The sequence below is a fragment of the Streptomyces sp. NPDC025651 genome (assembly GCF_055558735.1).
Genome location: NZ_JBVHLZ010000006.1, coordinates 367,375 through 386,736, shown reverse-complemented (window position 1 = coordinate 386,736; position 19,362 = coordinate 367,375). Strand labels below are relative to the sequence as shown.

At 73.1% G+C, this 19,362-nt stretch carries 19 protein-coding genes; 3 read left to right on the top strand and 16 right to left on the bottom strand.

From position 1 onward, the window contains the following. Positions 1-30: 30 nt before the first annotated feature. The 10 genes from ACZ4D5_RS23365 to ACZ4D5_RS23320 form a co-directional block, all read right to left on the bottom strand. Positions 31-1,569, bottom strand: coding sequence for an MFS transporter (locus ACZ4D5_RS23365; RefSeq protein ID WP_467774316.1), 1,539 nt, complete (start codon positions 1,567-1,569; stop codon positions 31-33). Positions 1,570-1,684: 115 nt separating this feature from the next. Beyond that, positions 1,685-2,278 (bottom strand): sigma-70 family RNA polymerase sigma factor, encoded by a 594-nt coding sequence (locus ACZ4D5_RS23360; RefSeq protein WP_467774315.1) that lies wholly within the window; start codon positions 2,276-2,278, stop codon positions 1,685-1,687. A gap of 87 nt (positions 2,279-2,365) precedes the next feature. Then, the gene (locus tag ACZ4D5_RS23355; RefSeq protein ID WP_467774314.1) at positions 2,366-3,118 is read right to left on the bottom strand and encodes a hypothetical protein; all 753 of its coding nucleotides are present in this window, start codon (positions 3,116-3,118) and stop codon (positions 2,366-2,368) included. A 232-nt stretch (positions 3,119-3,350) separates the two neighbouring features. After that, a complete protein-coding gene (locus ACZ4D5_RS23350) occupies positions 3,351-4,643 on the bottom strand; it encodes a cation:proton antiporter (RefSeq protein WP_467774313.1) in 1,293 nt (430 codons plus the stop codon). Positions 4,644-4,647: 4 nt separating this feature from the next. Beyond that, entirely contained in the window at positions 4,648-5,133 is a 486-nt protein-coding gene (locus ACZ4D5_RS23345; protein WP_362324138.1) for a cation:proton antiporter regulatory subunit, read from the bottom strand. A gap of 149 nt (positions 5,134-5,282) precedes the next feature. After that, positions 5,283-5,669, bottom strand: coding sequence for a hypothetical protein (locus tag ACZ4D5_RS23340; protein WP_467774312.1), 387 nt, complete (start codon positions 5,667-5,669; stop codon positions 5,283-5,285). Positions 5,670-5,758: 89 nt separating this feature from the next. After that, positions 5,759-7,297: an ATP-dependent DNA ligase gene (locus ACZ4D5_RS23335; RefSeq protein ID WP_467774311.1), complete on the bottom strand. Its 1,539-nt coding sequence runs from the start codon at positions 7,295-7,297 to the stop codon at positions 5,759-5,761. Positions 7,298-7,472: 175 nt separating this feature from the next. Beyond that, complete coding sequence (locus ACZ4D5_RS23330) at positions 7,473-7,811, bottom strand: hypothetical protein (RefSeq protein ID WP_467774310.1); 339 nt, start codon at positions 7,809-7,811, stop codon at positions 7,473-7,475. A gap of 218 nt (positions 7,812-8,029) precedes the next feature. Then, positions 8,030-8,566 (bottom strand): MepB family protein, encoded by a 537-nt coding sequence (locus ACZ4D5_RS23325; RefSeq protein WP_467774309.1) that lies wholly within the window; start codon positions 8,564-8,566, stop codon positions 8,030-8,032. A gap of 35 nt (positions 8,567-8,601) precedes the next feature. Then, a complete protein-coding gene (locus tag ACZ4D5_RS23320; RefSeq protein ID WP_467774308.1) occupies positions 8,602-10,275 on the bottom strand; it encodes a sigma factor in 1,674 nt (557 codons plus the stop codon). Positions 10,276-10,569: 294 nt separating this feature from the next. Here ACZ4D5_RS23320 and ACZ4D5_RS23315 point away from each other — a divergent pair, with 294 nt between their 5' ends. Together ACZ4D5_RS23315 and ACZ4D5_RS23310 are read left to right on the top strand one after the other, a co-directional pair. Beyond that, positions 10,570-10,983, top strand: coding sequence for an SsgA family sporulation/cell division regulator (locus ACZ4D5_RS23315; protein ID WP_467774307.1), 414 nt, complete (start codon positions 10,570-10,572; stop codon positions 10,981-10,983). Between the two features lie 63 nt (positions 10,984-11,046). Further along, positions 11,047-11,772: a siderophore-interacting protein gene (locus tag ACZ4D5_RS23310; RefSeq protein WP_467774306.1), complete on the top strand. Its 726-nt coding sequence runs from the start codon at positions 11,047-11,049 to the stop codon at positions 11,770-11,772. 49 nt (positions 11,773-11,821) lie between these two features. Here ACZ4D5_RS23310 and ACZ4D5_RS23305 read toward each other — a convergent pair whose 3' ends face one another. From ACZ4D5_RS23305 to ACZ4D5_RS23280, 6 genes are all read right to left on the bottom strand, one after another. Beyond that, entirely contained in the window at positions 11,822-12,835 is a 1,014-nt protein-coding gene (locus tag ACZ4D5_RS23305) for a Gfo/Idh/MocA family protein (RefSeq protein ID WP_467774305.1), read from the bottom strand. A 47-nt stretch (positions 12,836-12,882) separates the two neighbouring features. Then, positions 12,883-14,094, bottom strand: coding sequence for a D-alanyl-D-alanine carboxypeptidase family protein (locus tag ACZ4D5_RS23300; protein ID WP_467774304.1), 1,212 nt, complete (start codon positions 14,092-14,094; stop codon positions 12,883-12,885). After that, positions 14,095-15,156 (bottom strand): DUF998 domain-containing protein, encoded by a 1,062-nt coding sequence (locus ACZ4D5_RS23295; protein ID WP_467774303.1) that lies wholly within the window; start codon positions 15,154-15,156, stop codon positions 14,095-14,097. Positions 15,157-15,235: 79 nt separating this feature from the next. Next, positions 15,236-15,724, bottom strand: a complete 489-nt coding sequence (locus ACZ4D5_RS23290; RefSeq protein WP_467774302.1) for a glutathione peroxidase — start codon at positions 15,722-15,724, stop codon at positions 15,236-15,238. 43 nt (positions 15,725-15,767) lie between these two features. Further along, positions 15,768-16,604, bottom strand: coding sequence for an ABC transporter permease (locus ACZ4D5_RS23285; RefSeq protein ID WP_467774301.1), 837 nt, complete (start codon positions 16,602-16,604; stop codon positions 15,768-15,770). Positions 16,605-16,613: 9 nt separating this feature from the next. Continuing rightward, positions 16,614-17,090 carry a MarR family winged helix-turn-helix transcriptional regulator gene (locus ACZ4D5_RS23280; RefSeq protein WP_467774479.1) on the bottom strand — a complete coding sequence of 159 codons (477 nt, stop codon included), beginning with the start codon at positions 17,088-17,090 and terminating at the stop codon, positions 16,614-16,616. A gap of 208 nt (positions 17,091-17,298) precedes the next feature. Here ACZ4D5_RS23280 and ACZ4D5_RS23275 point away from each other — a divergent pair, with 208 nt between their 5' ends. Further along, a complete protein-coding gene (locus tag ACZ4D5_RS23275) occupies positions 17,299-19,362 on the top strand; it encodes a PE-PGRS family protein (protein ID WP_467774300.1) in 2,064 nt (687 codons plus the stop codon).

The following is a 19,362-nucleotide window of genomic DNA, read 5'->3' as shown; positions in this document are numbered from 1 at the left end:
GCCTGCCCGCACCCCCGCCGGTGTCAGGGCCTACATATGGACCGCTCCGCCGCCCGTCTCCGTCGGGACGGGCGCCCCTCTGCGGTACAGGACGACCGTAACGACCAGCCCGATCGCGAAGAAGAGAGCCGACCACCAATACGCCGTGGAGTACGAGTTCATGGCGGCCTGCGCCTGTACCTCGGGCGTCGGCTGCTTGCCCGCGAGGTAGTTGGACGCCGCCGTGGTGGCGAGCGTGTTCAGCAGGGCCGTGCCGATCGAACCGCCCACCTGCTGGCTGGTGTTGACCATCGCGGAGGCCACCCCCGCGTCGTGCGCCGCGACACCCGCGGTCGCCATGCTCATCGCCGGGGCGAAGATGAGGCCGAGGCCGAGGCCCGCGACCAGCAGGGGCGGCAGCACGTGCGCGGCGTATCCGCTGGTCACGTCGAGGGCGGTGAGCCAGACCATGCCGACGGCCGACAGCGCCATGCCGAGCGGCACGATCGGCTTCGCGCCCATCCGCGGCACCAGGTTGTTGGTGGTCACCACCGAGGCCACCACCATCACGGCGACCATCGGCAGGAAGGCGAGACCGGTCTTGACCGGCGTGTACTCCAGGATCTGCTGGAGGTAGTACGTGAGGAACAGGAACACCCCGAACATGCCGGCGCCGGAGATGAACATCGCGAGGAACGACGCCCCGCGGTCCCGGTCCAGGACGACCCGCAGCGGCAGCAGCGGATGCTCGGCGCGCGTCTGCCACCACGCGAACACCACCAGGAGCACCGCGCCGACCACCAGGAACCCCCAGGTCTGCGCGTCGCTCCAGGCGTGGGTCTCGGCGTTGGAGAAGCCGTAGACGATGCAGAACAGACCGGCCGACACCAGCAGCGTGCCGGGCACGTCCAGCTTGGGCCGGTCCGGCGGGGCGCCCGCGTGCAGCAGCCGCGCGCCGCCCACCATGGCGACCACGGCGAAGGCCAGGTTCACGTACAGGCACCAGCGCCAGTCCAGGTACTCGGTGAGTACGCCGCCGAGCAGCAGGCCCACCGCGCCGCCCGCGCCCGCGATCGCGCCGTAGATGCCGAACGCCTTGGCGCGCTCCCGGGGATCGGTGAACGTGGTCGTGAGCAGGGAGAGGGCGGCGGGCGCGAGCAGCGCGCCGAACACGCCCTGCAGCGCGCGGGCCGCCACCAGCATGGAGAAGCTGGTCGCCGCGCCGCCGAGCGCGGACGCCAGCGCGAAGCCGCCGAGGCCGGCGAGGAAGACGACCTTGCGTCCCACCAGGTCGGCGACGCGTCCGCCGAGCAGCAGCAGCGAGCCGAAGGCGAGTGCGTACGCGGTGACGATCCACTGGCGGTTGCCGTCACTGAAGCCGAGGTCCCGCTGGGCCGAGGGCAGCGCGATGTTCACGATCGTCGCGTCGAGCACCACCATGAGCTGGGCGATGCCGATCACCGCGAGGATCAGCCAGCGATGCTCGTGCCGACCGCCACCCCTGTGCGGCACGGCGGGCGGCGGACCCGCCTCGCGTACGGGATCGGGCGCGGGCACGGGTTCCGGCGCCGGTACGGCTTCGCGGTCCATGGTGACCTCCAGACACCCCCGCACCACGCTAAACGCACTGGTCGGGGGCCGCGACCGGGGCCTTCGCCGCCGGTGCCGGGGCCTCCTCGCGAGGGCCCCGGCACCGGTGTGAGCGCTATGCCACGTGATCGGCCGCGAGCAGCAACTCGCTCACCCGTTCCCTGGCCCGCGCCACCCGCGACCGCACGGTGCCGACGGGGCAGCCGACGGCGGCCGCCGCGTCCGCGTACGGCAGCCCGGCGAGCTGGGTCAGGACGAACGCCTCGCGGCGCGGCGCGTCCAGCGTCTCCAGAAGGTCGAGCAGGGCCACGCCCTCCTCGAACCCGGGCACACCGCGCGGCTGCGCACGCTCCGCCGCGGCCTGCCAGTCGTCGGTGTCGGCGATGCGGGGCCGGGCCGCGGCCGAGCGGAAGCGGTCGGCGACCGTGCGGCGCGCGATGGCGAGCAGCCAGGTGCGTGCGCAGGAGCGGGCGGCGTATCCGTGCAGCGCGGTCAGGGCCCGCAGATACGTCTCCTGCGTCAGGTCGTCGGCGGCGTGCAGATCACCGCTGAGGTGGGCCACGAAGCGCCACACGTCACGCCGGGTGGCCTGCACGAACCGCTCGAACGCCGCAGGGTCGCCGTCACGGGCGGCCAGCGCCCACTGGGTGATCAGCTCGTCGCGGGTCAGGTCCCCGCCGGGTCGTGAGCGCAAAAGGGCAGCAGTCATCGCAAAAGGTCCTTCGGTGAAAAGGAAGTTCGGAAGACGGCGCGGACGCCGAAAATCCGCCCGGCACCACAAGGGCGCGAGGCGGTGTCAGGAACTGGCCGGAAGGACCGGCGGACCTCTGCGGGAGACGACGTACTGGAGAAGGACCCCGCGCAGCCGCGGCACGGGGACGAGGGCGCCGACGTGCGGTGGCGCCGGGGGAAGGGCCGCGACCAGGATCGCGAGGACGAACCGCAGCGGCACGAAGAACGCCGCGGCGAGCGCGCGACCGGTACGGAACGCGGCCGCCTCGCCGCGCCACAGCCACAGGGCGCAGATCAGGGCGGCGACGACGTGGGCGAGGAACATGCCGACGTCGCTGTGCCCGAAGACGGACATGATCCAGTGGGACACGCCTTCGTCCGGCATGGCACCGGACGACATGCCGCCGGTCGAGCCCGCGGGCATCGCGGGGTCGGGCATCGGCATCGCGTGGTTCATGTGGTCCATGCCGTCGCCGCCGTGCGACGGCATGGCGCCGGCGCCGGCGTCAGCACTCGCACCGGCACCCGCGCCGCGAGCCCCGTGCCCGCCCGGCGCCCCGCTCATCCGCTGCGCCAGACCGAAGAGTTCGTGCAGGGCGAGCTGCGCGGCGACCGTCGCGCCGACGACCGTCGGCGCCCCGCGCTCGCGCCCGGTCAGCCACCACGCGGCGGCCGTCGTGGCGGCGAACGCGTACCCCACCGCCCACCAGGGCAGTGGTGCGGCGGACATGAGCGAGTGACCCAGGGCGGTCGCCACCACGCACACGGCCGCGAACACGGCGGCGCGCGCGAGGCGGAAGGCGGGCCCTGAGGTCATGGGGAGCATCGTGCCAGGTGGCGGTGCGGTGGACGACGGCGAGTCCCCAAGTTGCCTGAAGTGCCCGGATGGCGCGCATCGGAGACCGCTCAGCGGCACGTTCGTGGGCGCCGCGTCCGATGGGGCCGGGGATCGCGGAAACGGCCCGGGCGGCGTACGGGGAGGATCTCCCGCACGCCGCCCGTGGATCGGCTGTTTCCCGAGGGTTTTGCCCTGCAGGACCGGACGGCGCTTACGACCGGTCGCCCGCGTCCTGTCCGCCCACGGACTCGACGCCGCTCACGGACTCGACGCCGTCCAGCGTCTCGACCGCTTCCCGCGGCCCCGGCACCTTCGTGGTCCCGGTGGCGGCGGCACCCCGCCGCTTGGCCAGCACACCGCCCACGTACTCGGCGATGGGCTGGGTGTAACGGGCGGTCAGCGGTCCGACGATGACGAGGATCAGGACGTACGCCGTGGCCAGCGGGCCCAGCGACGGCTCGATGCCCGCGGTGACCGCGAGGCCGGCGATGACGATGGAGAACTCGCCGCGCGCCACCAGCGCGCCGCCCGCCCGCCAGCGGCCCTTCACGGAGATGCCCGCGCGGCGGGAAGCCCAATACCCCGTGGCGATCTTCGTGAGCGCGGTGACGACGGCGAGCGCGAGAGCGGGCAGGAGCACCGGCGGAATGCTCGCGGGGTCGGTGTGCAGTCCGAAGAAGACGAAGAACACGGCGGCGAAGAGGTCCCGCAGCGGCAGGAGCAGCGTGTGCGCGCCCTCGGCGACCTCGCCGGAGAGCGCGATGCCGACGAGGAAGGCGCCGACCGCGGCGGACACCTGCAGCTGCTGGGCGATGCCCGCAACGAGGATGGTCAGACCAAGCACCACGAGAAGCAGCTTCTCCGGGTCGTCGCTGGAGACGAACCGCGAGATGAGCCGTCCGTAGCGGACCGCGATGAAGAGGACGATGCCCGCGGCGCCGAGCGCGATGGCGAGGGTGAGGCTGCCCGCGGCGAGCCCGACGCCCGCCAGCAAGGCGGTGATGATGGGCAGATAGATCGCCATCGCCAGGTCTTCGAGGACCAGGACGCTGAGGATGACCGGGGTCTCGCGGTTGCCGACCCGGCCCAGGTCGTTCAGGACCTTGGCGATGACGCCGGACGACGAGATCCAGGTGACACCGGCGAGCACGACGGCGGCGACCGGGCCCCAGCCCATGAGCAGCGCGGCGACGGCGCCGGGCAGGGCGTTGAACGCGCAGTCGACCAGACCGGCCGGGTACTGCGTCTTGAGATTGCTGACGAGGTCGTTGGCCGTGTACTCGAGCCCCAGCATCAGCAGCAGGAGTATGACGCCGATCTCGGCGCCGATGGCGACGAACTCCTCGCTCGCGCCGAGCGGCAGCAGCCCGCCCTCGCCGAACGCGAGGCCCGCGAGCAGATACAGCGGGATCGGTGAGAACTGGAAGCGCCCGGCGAACCGGCCGAGCAGGCCGAGGGCCAGGATGATCGCGCCGAACTCGATCAGGAAGACAGCGGAATGCACGCGATCACTCCCGCCCGAGTATCGTCGCGGCGGTCTCGACGCCCTCGCGCGTGCCGATGACGATGAGGGTGTCACCGCCGGCCAGACGGAAGTCGGGGGCGGGCGACGGAATGGCGTCGGCACGCCGCAGCACCGCGACGATCGAGACGCCGGTCTCGGTCCGCATCCGCGTCTCGCCGAGGAGGCGTCCGTTCCAGTGTGACGTGGCCGACAGCAGGACGCGCTCGGCGACCAGCCCCAGGTCGGTGGTGTGCAGCAGCGTCGGGCTGTGGTGGGAGGGCATCAGGGCATCGATCAGCGCGTCGGCCTCGCCCGAACTCAGCCGCATCGACAGCGCGCAGGCGTCCGGATCGTCGGAGCGGTACGCGCTGAGCGTCCGGGCTCCGTCCCGGTGCGCGACCACCGACAGACGCCGCTGTTCTCGGGTGGTCAGGTCGTACCGGATGCCGATGCCTGGAAGCGGCGTACGGCTGAGGCGTGAAGCGGGCACAGCTCTCCCCTTGCGCGATGGATGATGATGGATGATCTTCTTCCCCTGTTGTCACCCTATCGGGGCCAAGGCTTGGTAAAAATCGCGCGGGAAAGCGCCGCGGCCCCGCGCGATGGCGGGGCCGCGGAACGCTGCTTCGGGCAGGTGGGTCAGTCCGTGATGGTGACGCAGGGGAGCCCCACGCTCGACCCGCCGCGGAAGCCCTCCGCGCAGAGCCGGGTGCCCGCGGGGAAGTGCCGCTGCGGGTACGCCTGGTCCCGGTAGGTCCGGAACGCGGCGACGTCCTCCGTCTTGGTGTTGGCGCTCCAGCCGTTGGTGGTCCACACACGCGCGCTGATGCGGTGCGGCTGGTTGGTGTTGGTGACCGACACCTCGACCCGGCCGAGGTAGGTGCCCGAGTCGTACGTCTCGATGCAGACCGAGTGGTTGCACCACTTGCCGTCGGCGACCGCCGAGGGGCCCGTGGCGATGAGACAGCCGAGCGCGGCGGCGACCGCCCCGACGAACGCGGCGAGCTTCTTGGTGATGTCGTGCATGGCGAGCGACCCTCAAGCCTTCTACGCGGACCCGCGACGAGGCGCCGGGTCCTGTCGGTTCATGACGTCGGAACCAACGCGGCACAAGATCATGGGTTACGCCGACCGAGGACCGTCTCGACGGAGTCCGCCTGTTCAGGGGACTTGTCCTCGCGGTAGCGCACGACGCGGGCGAAGCGGAGCGTGACGCCCGCCGGATAGCGGGTGGACTTCTGCAGGCCGTCGTAGGCGATCTCCACGACGAGCTCGGGCCTTACCGTGACGACATGGCCGTCGTCCTCGACCGCCAGTTCCTGGAGGCGCTCCGTCTGCCAGGCCAGCATCGCGTCCGTCATACCCTTGAAGGTCTTGCCCAGCATGGCGTACGTGCCGTCGCCCCGCCGCGCGCCCAGGTGCAGGTTGGAGAGCTTGCCGGTGCGGCGCCCGTGGCCCCACTCCGCGGCGAGAACCACCAGGTCCAGGGTGTGGACGGGCTTCACCTTCAGCCAGGACGCGCCGCGGCGGCCCGCGCTGTAGGGGCCGTCGAGCGACTTCAGGACGACGCCCTCGTGGCCGCGCCCCAGCGTCGCCTCGAAGAACTCCTGGGCCTCGCCGCGCTGCCGCTCGTCCTGCGGATCCGCCACCAGGACGCGCCGCACCCGCATCGGCTCGGGCACCAGTGCCGCGAGCTCCGCGTGGCGCTCGGCGAACGGCAGGTCGAGCAGGTCGCGCCCCTCCACGGACAGGGCGTCGAAGAAGACGGGGGACAGGGGCAGTTCGGCCGCCGCCGCTGCCACGTCGACACGCGACCCGACGCGCCCCGCGACCTCCTGGAACGGCCGGGGCCGCCCCGCGCCGTCGAGCGCGATGACCTCGCCGTCCAGGATGAAGTGCGTGCCCGCCAAGTCGAGCGCGGCTGCGGTCAGTTCGGGCAGCCGGTCGGTGATGTCGTCCAGGGTGCGGGTGTGGACGCGTACGTCGGATCCGTCCCGGTGGACCTGCACGCGGATGCCGTCCAGCTTCTCCTCGACCGCGCACGCCCCCAGCTTCTCGATGCCCTCGGCGACGGACGCGGCGCTGTGCGCGAGCATCGGCAGGACGGGACGGCCCACCGTCAGCCGGAAGTCGTCCAGGGCCTCGGCTCCGTGCGCCAGCAGCGCCTGGGCCACGGGGCTGACGGACCCCGCGAGCATCACCGAGCGCCGCACGGCGGCCGCCGGCGTCTCCGTCGCCACCGCGAGCCCCTCGACGGCGACCGCGTCCAGCGCGCCCTGACGGACCTCGCCGGTGAGCAGCCCGAACAGGAACCGCTGCTCGTCGGCGGTCGCGGCGCTCATCAACTCCGCGACGAGCCGCCTGCGTTCGGCCTGCGACCCGCTGCCGCTCACCGCGCCGATGGCGGTGAGCGCGGCATCCGTGCCGCGCACCGTCAGCGTCGGCTCGGCGGCGGGCGGCCCCGCGTCCTTGAGCGTGCTCCACCCGATCCCGAGCCGCCCCTGGGGCAGCCGACCCGACAGATACGGGATGGCGATCGGCACGTCCTCAGCCTCCGCGGCCCGGAACAACTCGGCGAGCAGGGCGATCTTCCGGGACCGCGCCGAGGTGGCGGCCACTTCCTTGGACACGTGCGCAACCCGGGCAAGCAGCATGGAGCCATCCTGCATCGGGGGCGGGCGGGCCGCATGGGGGAGGAGCGGCACGGCCGCGTGCCGCCGGGCCGGACGGTCAGCGCGCCGACAGCACCAGACGGCAGCCGCTGTTGCGGTACCCCGCGCGGTCGAGGCCGCGGTCAGGGGGTGTTCGTGAGATCGGTGTCGGCGCGGATCACGCGCGCGTCCGAGGCAGCCGATCACCGGGCTGGTCCGCTTGCGCGACGGGGCACGAAACCGACCGGCTCGCCGCCGGGTGTGCGGGCGATCCGCCGCCAGGAGCGCTCGCGGGCATGCCGTCGGGGTGGAAGGCGACGTCCCCACGTGCCTGGGCCCCGGCGCCGATCCGCTCGGCTTCCTTGCGCGCTGCGGCGTCGAGCGTGCCGGTCAGGACCGGGCGGAAGAGGTCGACGTACACGTCGTCGTCGGGCTCGGCGCGGAAGACGACCTGGCGCGACGCCTCGGGTTCAGGGAGACCGGCTTGCGGCGTCCACGCGTACCGAAGGCGCCCCACGGCGCCGGCCCGGCGACGCGACGACGTCGGGACGCCCGCGCCAGTCCGGAGGCAGGAAGACGTGGCACTCCGGAGGCGCGGCCAGGCCCTGCCGTGCGTACTCCGCGTGCGCGGTGGCGAGCAACTCGGCGGCGAGGGCGGCGCGGTGGCCGTCGGTGGGTGCGGGGACGAGGGCCGGGGACCCAGGGCCTTTGACTTGGCCTTTGACTCCTGACCAACTAGGCCCGGTAGAGCGCTCGGGCGCGTGCCAGGTCGACGGGTGCGTCGTGCGGCTCGCCCTTGCCGAGGAACAGGAAGTGGTCCACCTGCCACGCCTGGGTGCGGGCCGCCTGGCGGCTGGTCGTGCTCACCCACGGCGGATAGACGCGGAACCCCCGCTTTCCCCCGGAGCCGTTCCGGGACACGACGCCGCGCTCGCACAGCACCTCGCGCGGGAACACGAACTGCCCGAAGCCGTCGTCGTCACGGCTGCTGATGACGACGAGATCGATCCCGTCCGCGGCGTCGAAGGGGCGGATCGGGCCTTCGGCGGACCGCCGCCACACCGTGACGAACTGGCCGGCCTTCGTCGGGGTGGTCTTGGCCGCGCGGAACGCGACCGACCGTCCGTCGAGCGTGAATCCGTACGCCGCGTACTCGGCGCTCTCCGGTTCGGGAACCGGCCGTGAGCAGGCGAAGCCACTCGTGTCGTACACCAGCGTCCTCGCCGCGATCAGGTCGCCGTGCAGTCCTGCCCACGGTTGGTTCGTCGTCATGTTCACATCCTGTCATCGGGCGGAGGGGCGGTTCCTCAGGGCCAGTGGCAGATGTGGATCGGCCCGATCCAGGGTTCGCAGACCGGTGGCCGGGGGTCGGTCGAGGGCTCGGTCGGAGGCTCCGTCGGGGTGGGGTCCACCGGAGTGGGATCCACCGGCGTGGGCGTAACCGGCGTCGGTTCCACGGGGGTCGGGTCGACCGGGGTCGGGGTCGGGGTCGGTGTCGGCGTGGGTGTCGGCGTTGGAGTGGGCGTAGGAGTAGGGGTCGGTGTCGGCGTGGGAACCGGCGTCGGCGTGGGAACCGGCGTCGGCGTCGCCGGATCCGTCGGCTCCGGGCTCGCCGGGGGAGCGACCGGCGCCTCCGAGGCGGGACTCGGCGCGTTCTCCGGCCCGGCGGGCTGCGCCGGCTGCGAAGGCCGCTCGGGCACCGGCGGCCGCGGAGCCGGACGCTCCTGCTCCGGCGTCGGCCCGGCCGCCTCGTCCGGCGCCTCCCGTGACGAGGAACCGCCTGAGTCCCCGGAGCCTTCCCCGCCCCGGGAACCTTCCCCGCCCCCGGTGTCCCCCGCATCGGGCGCCGCGCGCCACGGCGGCGCGGGCGGCTGCGCAACCCCGCTCTCCACCACCGCGGCCCGCCGCTCCGGCGCGGCGGACCCCCCGTTCCCGCTCAGGACGAGGCCCGCCGCGACAGCGGCCCCCGCCACGGTCGCGCCGACGGCCCCCGCCACGGCGACGGACATCTTGCCGCCGCCGGTCAGCACGTGCTTCACCCCGTGCAGCAGCCCGCCCCCGTGGCCCCCGGACCCGGCTGCCGCGGCCCCCGCGCCCGCCGCGGACCCCGCGGCCAGCGGCACCAGGAACTTGCCCGCGCCGCCCAGGACGAAGATCAGCAGGGCCGGTCCGACGAAGGCGGGGAGCCGGTCGTTGGCGCGGATCAGCAGGGCGAGCCGCGCCCGGCAGTCCGCGCAGCCGCCGACGTGGTCCAGGAGCCGCTCGGACTGCCGCGTCGACGCCTCGCCGCGGATGTGCCCCGGCATGCGGTCCCAGTGCGTCTCGCACGCCGGGTTCTCGGGCGTCCCGGGGTGCGCCCGCAGGAAGGCCTGCCGCATCCCCTCGCGTGCCCGGTGCAGCAGCACGGCCGTGGCCCCGCGCCCGGCGCCGATCCGCCGCCCGATCGCCTCCAGGGGCTGCCCCTCGGCCTCGGCCAGCCACAGCGCCTTCACCCACCGCTCGGGCAACTGCCCGAGCACCCGCGTCAGGAGGTCGACGGAGGACACCCGCGCCGCCGGATCCTGGCTCTCGCCGCTCGCGCCGAAGGGGGAGTCCGTCGCCCCGGTGACCCAGACGGCCTCGGGGGCCTGTGGATCGCGGGGCGTCTCCCGGCCCGCCGCCCCGCGGCCGACCGTCGCCGCGAGATGGCGCACGGTCGTCATCAGATACGCGGGTACGTTCTTGATCTCGTGCCCGGCGGACAACCTGCGCCACACCCGGAAGTGGGCCTCGGCGACGAGGTCGTCGGCGACCCAGGCGTTGCCGGTGAGCGAACGTGCGTACGCGACAAGGCGGGGCTGCTGTTCCTCGAATACACGTGTGTAGTCCGCTGTGACGGGCACACGGACGGGCGCGACGGTCGGCTCCATCGCGTCGGCCGTCGCGTCGGCGGCCCGTGCGGCGGATATGCCGGAGGGGACGTCGGCAGGGACGTCGGTCATGGCAGGACACTCTCCCGTTCCCACTGCGGGGGGTTCGGACGAGTTCGAAACTCTAGGCGACAAATGTCGGACTTATGAGAGGCGAGTGGCGCAGGTCACATGGATTGCCCGGTGTGTTGCCGTAATGACGTCCCACTCTGCGGGGTCGTACGGATGGGAGTCCCGAACCGGAATCCCGTGAACCGAACCGGGTCGAGCCGGACCGGGGCGGAATTCCGTGCACCGGCTCGAACCGGAACCTCGCGAACCGGACCGGAATCCCGAGAACCGGAACAGCAGAAGTGGAGCTCGATCATGGCCGTCACCCTCGAACAGCCCGCCCGCGCCCGCCTCATCACCCCCGAGGGCCGTGAGCGTGCCCTCCCCGTGGTCCTGCGCTACTCGGCCGCGGACCCCCTGGCCGTCCAGGTCACCTTCCCCTCGCAGGCGTCGCTCGACGGCGTGGAGGTCACCTGGATCTTCGGCCGCCAGCTCCTGGAGGACGGCCTCGCGGCCCCGGCGGGCAGTGGCGACGTGCACATCTGGCCGTGCGGCCGGGCGCGGACCGTCATGGAGTTCCACTCGCACCAGGGGCTGGCCCTGGTCCAGTTCGACAAGGTCGCGCTGCGCCGCTTCCTGATGCGGTCGTACGCGGTGGTGCCCGACGGCGGCGAGGGTGAGGGCCTCGACCTCGACCAGGGGCTTTCCCGTCTGCTCGGTGGTGTCTGAGCCACTCGCGATTAGGTTAGGCTCCCCTAAGGAAATGGTCTTTTTCAGGGGGAGGGATCCGCGGTGGGGCATGGCTGGGAGGGCGTCGTCCTCAAGCTGATGCGCGGCAAGGACTTCGAGTTCACCGTGACGGGCGCCGAGGAGGTCACCGAGCACTACCGGCGCATCCACGTCACGGACGGCGGGATGCTCGCGCAGACCGGCGTGCATCCCACGATGTGGGTCAGGCTCTGGTTCGACCGTGACGGCAAGCCGCACCAGCGTGCGTACACCTTGGTGGACCCCGACCCGGAGAACGGCACGTTCAGCCTGGAGTTCGCGCTGCACGACGGCGCCGCCAGCGAGTGGGCCCGCAAGGCCGCACCGGGCGACACCATCGCGGCGACGCTCCAGGGCACGGGCTTCGAGGCGCCGGAACCCGCGCCCGCGCGGCTCTTCGTCATCGGCGACACCGCGGCGCTGCCGGCCGTCCACTCCCTGCTGTCCGCGCTGCCGGACACCCCCGCGACGATCTGGTTCGAGACCCAGCACGGCTCCGACGCCGACCTGGCGGGCCTGCGCGTCGACCCGGACCGCCACGACCTGCGCACCGTCGAGCGCCGCACGTCCGGGGGCCACCTCGTCCAGGAGGTGAAGTCCGCGCTGCCCGCCCTGCTCGGCGACCCCGCGTACGCGTATGTGTGGATCACCTGCGACACGACGACGACCCGGGCCCTCGCCTCGTTCGTACGCAAGGAGCTGTCCGTCCCCAAGCACCGCGTCCACGCGCTGGGCTACTGGCGGCCGTGACGGGCCTCGCGATCTTGCCGTACGGCGGCGATCTGCCGTACGGCGATGATCACTCGTACAGTGCCGGTCGCCCGGCCATCTCCACGGTGGTGCGCCGTCCCTCCCGCAGCGCCGCGACACCCGCCTCGGCCACGGCCGCCGCCGCGTACCCGTCCCACGCGCTCGGTCCCGTGACCCGGCCCTGCCGGGCGGCGGCCACCCAGGCCCGTACCTCGCGGTCGTACGCGTCGGCGAACCGCGTGACGTAGTCCTGCGCGATGTCCTCCCGCGCCTGGCCCGCCGTCCGGACGACCATCGCGTGCGCGTCCCCGAGCTGCGCACTGCCGCGCTCGCAGACCGCCTCGCACCGCACCTCGTACCCGAAGCCGGAGTTGACGAAGACCTCCACGTCGACGACGGCGCCCCCGGACGTCTCGAACAGCACCAGCTGAGGGTCGAGCAGGTCCCGCGGGGCGTGTGCCGACGGCGTCGGCCGCACCACCGTCACCGCGGTGATCTCCTGGCCGAGCAGCCAGCGCGCCGCGTCGATCTCGTGGGAGACGGAGCTGCTGATCAGCATCGAGGAGGTGAAGTGCGCAGGAGAGGCGACATTGCGGTGACGGCAGTGCAGCAGCAGGGGGCGACCCAACTGCCCGGAGTCGAGCAGGGACTTCAGCGCCGCGTACTCGGCGTCGTACCGGCGCATGAACCCCACCTGGATCAGTCTGCGCCCCAGCCGGGCCTCCGCCTCCACGACCCCGAGCGACGAGGCGGGATCGGGGGTGAGGGGCTTCTCGCAGAGCACCGGCAGGCCGCGGGCGCAGGCGCCGAGCAGGGCCTCCTCGTGCGCGGCTTCCGGCGAGGCCACCAGGACCGCGTCCACGCCGGGGGCGTTCAGCGCGGCCAGTGCCTCACGGTGCACGGACACCCCGGCACGCCCCGCCACGGCCGCCTCGGCCCGCGCCGTGTCGGGGTCCGCGACCGCCACCACGCGGGCCCCGCCCACCGTCTCGCCGATGCGGCGCACGTGGTCGGCGCCCATGTGGCCCGCCCCGAGCACGGCCACCCCCAGCAGGTCACTCATCCGAAGCCTCCCCTCGCTCGCTCACCGGGCGGCCTCCCCGCGTCGGCTCACTCCACGAACTCCCGTGCGGCGTCCGTGCGTCGGGCCACCGTAGCCGTACGCCGCCGGACCGCCACGACCAGGCCCGCGAGGAGCGCGACCGAGCCCGTGACGACCATCAGGACCGCCGGCCAGTCGGAGCCGTCGGACTCCACGGTCAGGGCGGCGGCCGTCCGTGCGGCGGGGTGCCCAGGACCCTGCGCCGTGCGGGCCGACTTCGCGGGCGGCAGCAGCGAGCCCACGGGGCGCACCTTCCCGGCGGCGGCGAAGCCCCAGTCGAGCAGCGACCGCGTCTCCTCGTACACGGCGCGCCCGCCGCCCGCCTGAGGGTTCATCACCGTCACGACGAGCGTGCGCCCGCCGCGCTCGGCCGCGCTGATCAGCGTGGAGCCGGCGTGGCTGGTGTAGCCGTTCTTCACGCCGAGCAGCCCCGGGTAGGGCGCCACGCCGTCGGCGCCGGTCAGCAGGCGGTTGGTGTTCTGGATGGGGTACGACCAGCCGCCCGCGGGGAACTTCGCGACGCGGGTGGCGCAGTAGCGGGCGAACTCGGCGTCGGCGATCCCGGCCCTGCCGAAGATCGCCAGATCGTACGCGGACGAGACCTGTCCGGCGGCGTCGTAGCCGTCGGGCGACACCACGTGGGTGTCGCGCGCGCCGAGCTCGCGGGCCTTGGCCCGCATCTGCCGAACGGTCTTGTCCACCCCGCCGTTGAGCCCCGCGAGGACGTGCACGGCGTCGTTGCCCGAGCTCAGGAAGACGCCGCGCCACAGGTCGGCGACGCGGTAGGCGCGGCCCTCCGCCACGCCCACCAGGCTGCTGCCCTCGCCCACACCTGCCAGTTCGTGCCGGGCGACGATGTGGCGCCTGTCGGCGTCGAGACGGGGGAGGGCCGTCAGGGCGAACAGGGACTTGAGGGTCGAGGCGGGCGGCAGCCGCCGGTGCGCGTTCCTGGCGGCGAGCACCTCGCCCGTACGGGCGTCCGCCACCAGCCACGAGAGGGCGGACACGTCCCCGGGCAGCGCGGGAGCGCCATGGTTGGGCCTGACCTGGGTGCCCGGCCGGTCGAGGAGGGTGGACGAGTACGCGGGAAGCGGCCGGGGCGGCGCGGGTTCGGCCGGGACCTCGGTGGCCGCGACCGGTGAGGACAGGAGGACCAGAGCCCCGAGCGCGAGGGCCGCGGTGCGTACGGAGGAGGAGCGCGAAAGGTACCTGATGACCATTCAGTCACCGTAGGAGCGCGCTCCGAAGTCCGCAGATCGGCTTGGCCCGGCTGGAGGTATCGGCCGGCCGGTGGGAGGTGGCGCACCGTCACTTGACCCGCGGAGCGCGGCGGCGGCCCTGAGGAGAACGGCGGTCGCGACGGCGGCGCACACCGCGTTGCTGATCAGGTCCACCGACAACGGCCCCCCGCCCTCGGGCCGGACGGGAAAGGCCGTCCACACATAGGTCATCAGCGCCCCCGCGGCGAGCGCGAAGACGTGCCGCTGCCCCCACCCGTGCCGCCGCGACCAGCGACGTACGGCGACGGCTCCACCCGCGGCGACGCCGCACCACACCCCGACACCGACCCATTCATAGGCGTCCGCGGTGACGAGGACGGAGGGGCCCCAGTAGAGGCTGGTCCCGACCAGGGCGGCGGCGCCGACGACCCAGGGGGCGGGCGCGCCCCCGGGCAGGGGACGGGGCCGCCAGGACCGCACACGGAAGGCGAACAGAACGAGGGCGACGACGACGGCACCCACGGCGGCGAGTTGAGCGGGCGAGGCGAGGAAGTGTTCCTCGGCGTAATTCCCCCAGAAGACGAGCCCGGCACCGAGCGCGAAGGCGAGACCGGTCACGACAAAGCCGGTACGCCCCAGCCAGGGAGTGGTCCGCCGCCCCACGGCACATGTCTCCACGAGCGCGATGGGTACGAGGACGCTCCACACGGTGTGCAGCGCGAGGATGCCCTGCGTCAGCTCGACGCTCATGCCGATCCCGGGCAGGAAGGACGGTCCGTGCAGCAGGTCCTGTCCGGCGTAGGAGTCGTTCCACAGGAGCTGGTCGACCGGGCCTTCCTCGATCAGCGCGTAGGCGGCGGCGAGCAGAGCCATGGTCGGCCAGCCGCCCCCGTGCCGCCGGGCCGACTCCCGCACCAGAAGCGCACCGCAGCCGTACAGCGGCGCAAGGACGATCCCCAGCCCGAACTCGGCCACCGTGAGATTGCCCAGCAGGAACTCGCCGACGAAGGGAGCCAGCACAAAGAGCGCGAGAGCGGGGCCGAGCCGCCAGGTGGAAGCCATGCCTCGACGCTAGGCGGCGGGGCCCCGCGAGGGGGTCGGCCGAAGGTCGACGCCCCCTGGACGAAAGTCGTTCCCGATCTCAGGCGGGAAGGTGCTTCTCGATGGCGGCGACGACCTCCGGGGCGTCGGGCTCGGTACGCGGCCCGAACCGGGCGACGACCTCGCCGTCAGCGTTGACCAGGAACTTCTCGAAGTTCCAACGGATGTCCCCGGTGTGACCCTCGTCGTCCGCGGCCTCGACGAGCCTGGCGTACAGCGGATGCCGGCCTGCCCCGTTGACGTCGACCTTCTCGGTCATGGGGAAGGTCACGCCGTACGTGGCCGAGCAGAACTCGGCGATCTCCTCGGACGTACCGGGCTCCTGCCCCATGAACTGGTTGCAGGGCACGCCGAGCACGCTGAACCCACGCCCCGCGTACTGCTCGTGCAGCCGTTCCAGACCCGCGTACTGAGGGGTGAGGCCGCACTTGGAGGCGACGTTGACGACGAGCACGGCCTTGCCCGTGTACTGCCCGAGCTCCGCGGAACCGCCCTGCAGGGCGCCGATCTCTTCTTCGTAGACAGACATGCGCCCGAGCCTACGCCTGCGGTTCAGGGTGCCCGAACGCGGTCTAGGGCGCGCCGCTGGACGCGGGGGGCGCCGCCCCGGCAGGGCGGTCCGGCTCCTCCCGGTGCAGCCGCCCTCTCGCGACCAGTTCGACCGTCAGCGCCACGGCCATCGCCTGGATGGCCATCAGGGCGATCAGGACGAAGAGCTGGACCGCTCCGGCGAGCAGTGGGGACGCGCCGCCCAGGAGCATTCCCACGAAAGCGCCGGGGAGGGTGACCAGGCCCACCGTTCGGGTCTGGTCGAGGCCGGGCAGGAGGGCGTCCGACGCGGTCGGGCGGATCAGCTCCAGGCGGGCGTCCCTGTCGAGGAGGCCCAGGGCCAGGCCCGCCTCGAACTCGCCGTACCGGGTGCGGAGTTCGTCCAGGGACCGGCGGCCCGCGAGGACCGTCGCGGTGAGCGCGCCGCCGATGAGGATGCCCGTCACGGGAATCATGGCGATGCCGCGCACGGGCAGCAGCCCGGCCAGCGTCAGGCCCGTCACCACCGGGGCGACCGGGCCCGCGATCGGCACCGCCGCCCACCACCAGGTGCCGTTCGGCGTGATGCGCCGCCCGGCGGTGCGGGCGGCCACGGCGAACATCAGCAGCAGGAACGCGTACAGCGCCGCCGTGTGGTGCACGACCCAGCCGATCGCCAGGGAGACGGCGGCGAGTTGGGCCGTCGCGCGCACTCCCGCGACCAGGATGTCGCGGGCCCTGCCCCGCGAGCCGTCGGGGGACAGGCGGAAGAGGGCCGCCGTCGTCGCCGCGGCCAGCAGCAGGACGAGCAGGGTGACGGCGAGTGCCGTGTCGACCGGCAGGAGCGTCCGGGCGGCGAGAAGGGTGGGGGGAGCGTCCACCCGCTCACCCTAGATCGCCATGGGCCGGCTCGGCGGCGGCTCCGTTCCCGGCGCCTGCGCGACTCGCTGCAACAGTCGGTGCAGTGTCTGCCGGTCGGCCTCTTCCAGCGGGGCGAGGAGGATGTCCCGTACGCGTGCGGCCGCGGCGTCCGTGTCGCGCAGGAAGTCGCCGCCCGCCTCCGTCAGGACGACGATGCGCCGACGGCGGTCGGTGGGGGAGGGGCGGCGTTCCACCAGCCGCTGCCGCTCCAGGTCGTCGACGAGGCCGACGATGGCGCTGGGGTCGTATCCGAGCCGGTCGCTCAACTCCCGCTGCAGGGCGCCTTCGACGGTCGCGAGGTAGCGCAGGATCGCGTAGTGCCGCAGGCGCAGGCCCGACTCCTGGAGCGTGGCGTTGAACAGCTGCCCGGAGCGCAGCCCGATGCGGTAGAGGAGGTAGCCGGTGTCGGCGTGCAGCGAGCGCATCCACGGCTCGTCGGAGTCCATGGCGGCACCGGACCCCGCGGTCGCGGCGTCGGAGCGTGTGGCGGCGATGGCTGCCTCCCAGGGGCGGGTCCCGCGCGGGGCCGCGGCGGTGCGGGACCGCGGCGGTGTGGACGGTCGCACCAGGATGCGCCATGGGGTGTGCGAAAGACAACAATTGTCTGTGGCAACCGTTTCCGGTCGCCGAGCGGCGCGGGCAGGATGGGCTCCCATGACGGGTGGGAGAGATGACCTTGCGGAGTTGTTGCGGCGTGCCGGGCTGGAAGTCGTGGGGGACGGGCGGTTCGAGAAGGTGCTGCCGACCGGTGCCGCCTGGCGCATGGCCGGTTCGGGCGAGGCCGAACCAGCCGTGGTGGCAAGGGGAGAAGCCGCGGGCGCGAACACGCGGTGGCACCAACTGGCGGTGAGCCACGGCATCATCGGCGGCGACGGCGAGTTCCTCATCGACATCGACATCCACATCGACTTCGACATCCACATCGATGTCGCCGGTGACCGGACGCGCTGCGCGCCCCGGAGGTGGACACGGGTGAGGCTCTCCGACCGGTGGGACCTCGCCGGAGTGCTCGGCGAGGGGCCAGGCCGCCCGGAGTTCGTCACGATCTCCGCGGACGGGAGCGCCCTGATACGAGCGGTCATCGAGAAGGACGAAGCCCGGTTCGTCGTGCTCGACCGCATCCCGGAGCGGCAGGAAGCCGCCTCCCTGGCCGCCGCCCAAGAGACCTCCGCGGAGCGGGAAGCCGCTTGGGCGGCGCTGCTCGACGGGCCGCCGCCCCCGGAGCGGCTCGGCGAGATCTGGGCGAAGGGACTGGCAGGGAACCCGAACCTCCCCGATGACCTGCGCGTCGGCCTCCTGAAGCGGAGCCGGTCCCCTTCCCTCATGCTGCGGCCCCTGCCGACGGCCGTGGTCGAGGAGCTCATGGTCCACCCGGACTGGACGATGCGGACGTTCCTGGCCGAGTGCCAGCCGGACATCACGGCCGACCAGCGGGCCCGCCTGATCCTGGGCGAGCCGGACGACCGGCGGCGCTGGGTCCTTGCCACCATCGCGGTGGACCGGGGCGCCGAACTCACCGACACCGCCTGCGAACAGCTCGCCGCCGACCGGTCCGCACGGATCCGCGCGGAGGCCGTCGGTCTTCGCGGACTGCCCGTACGCGTACTCACCGCCCTGGTCGGCGACGCCGATCCGTTCGTACGCGCCTCGGCCTGCCGCAGAGCCTGGCCCCACCTGGACGGCCCGGCCCGCACCGCGCTGCTCGGCGACCCCGACAACAACGTACGCACCAGAGCGCTGGTTGAGCACCACCAGGAGCATCCGATGCCGCGGCCGGTCTTCGCCTCCGCGGACTTCGGAGGGGAGTGGGGGCTGGCCGAGCGCGCGGTGCGGACCTGTCACCTGGAGCGCGAACTCGCCGCGCACCTGGCCCGGCACGGCACCTCCACCCAGCGCCGCTCCCTCGCGGGCAACCCGCGCCTCGACCCGGACCTGGTCGCCTGCCTCGCCCGGGATCCCGAGGAAGACGTCCGCTTCGAGGTCTCCACGCGCCCCGATCTCACCGAGGAGCAGCGGGCGGGCGTCGCCGTCGACTTCGATCCGGGCGTTCATCGCCACGCGCTCGACTGGGTCGTGGCGCTGCACGACGAGCCGGACGCGATGCGTCGTCTCGCCGCCTCCTCCCATCCCCTCGTACGCAGAAGCGTCGCTCGTGCCAGGCGTCTGCCGCCGGATGTCGTGGAGCGGCTGGCCCGCGACGAGGACCGCGTCGTCCAGCTCTTCCTCGCCGAATCCTGCGACGACGCGCCCGCCGACATGCTGCTGCGCGTGTGGCAGTGGTGGACCGGCAGCCTCAGCACGCCCGATCGCCCCCGGAGCCATCCGAACTTCCCCCGCCACGGCCTGCTCCGCTATGCCGACGACACGAACCCGAGGATGCGCCGTCTGGCACTGGACGATCCGGAATCGACAGCCGACCTTGTCGAGCGACTCAGTCGAGATGATGACCACGAAGTGCGGTACCGGGCCGCGACCGACCCCCGGCTGACCCTGGCGTCGGCCGTGCGGCTGCTCGACGACCCGAACGACGGCGTGCGGTACGCCGCTTCGAGCCATCCTCGACTGCCCGCGCGCGTGCTGGTGCGGATGTTGCGGAACACCGACACCGACACCGGCATCGCCGAGGCCGCGGCCCGGCACCCGTCGCTGCCCGTCCCGGTCATGGAGCAGCTGCTTCGGTGGGGCGCCCCCCTGGGACAGCCGGTGCCCGACCTGTAA

Excerpts from the sequence above, each read along its gene's own strand:
- ACZ4D5_RS23365 (WP_467774316.1), bottom strand. The coding sequence starts at position 1,569 with ATGGACCGCGAAGCCGTACCGGCGCCGGAACCCGTGCCCGCGCCCGAT.
- ACZ4D5_RS23360 (WP_467774315.1), bottom strand. The coding sequence starts at position 2,278 with ATGACTGCTGCCCTTTTGCGCTCACGACCCGGCGGGGACCTGACCCGC.
- ACZ4D5_RS23355 (WP_467774314.1), bottom strand. The coding sequence starts at position 3,118 with ATGACCTCAGGGCCCGCCTTCCGCCTCGCGCGCGCCGCCGTGTTCGCG.
- ACZ4D5_RS23340 (WP_467774312.1), bottom strand. The coding sequence starts at position 5,669 with ATGCACGACATCACCAAGAAGCTCGCCGCGTTCGTCGGGGCGGTCGCC.
- ACZ4D5_RS23335 (WP_467774311.1), bottom strand. The coding sequence starts at position 7,297 with ATGCTGCTTGCCCGGGTTGCGCACGTGTCCAAGGAAGTGGCCGCCACC.
- ACZ4D5_RS23325 (WP_467774309.1), bottom strand. The coding sequence starts at position 8,566 with ATGACGACGAACCAACCGTGGGCAGGACTGCACGGCGACCTGATCGCG.
- ACZ4D5_RS23320 (WP_467774308.1), bottom strand. The coding sequence starts at position 10,275 with ATGACCGACGTCCCTGCCGACGTCCCCTCCGGCATATCCGCCGCACGG.
- ACZ4D5_RS23315 (WP_467774307.1), top strand. The coding sequence starts at position 10,570 with ATGGCCGTCACCCTCGAACAGCCCGCCCGCGCCCGCCTCATCACCCCC.
- ACZ4D5_RS23305 (WP_467774305.1), bottom strand. The coding sequence starts at position 12,835 with ATGAGTGACCTGCTGGGGGTGGCCGTGCTCGGGGCGGGCCACATGGGC.
- ACZ4D5_RS23300 (WP_467774304.1), bottom strand. The coding sequence starts at position 14,094 with ATGGTCATCAGGTACCTTTCGCGCTCCTCCTCCGTACGCACCGCGGCC.
- ACZ4D5_RS23295 (WP_467774303.1), bottom strand. The coding sequence starts at position 15,156 with ATGGCTTCCACCTGGCGGCTCGGCCCCGCTCTCGCGCTCTTTGTGCTG.
- ACZ4D5_RS23290 (WP_467774302.1), bottom strand. The coding sequence starts at position 15,724 with ATGTCTGTCTACGAAGAAGAGATCGGCGCCCTGCAGGGCGGTTCCGCG.
- ACZ4D5_RS23280 (WP_467774479.1), bottom strand. The coding sequence starts at position 17,090 with ATGGACTCCGACGAGCCGTGGATGCGCTCGCTGCACGCCGACACCGGC.
- ACZ4D5_RS23275 (WP_467774300.1), top strand. The coding sequence starts at position 17,299 with ATGACGGGTGGGAGAGATGACCTTGCGGAGTTGTTGCGGCGTGCCGGG.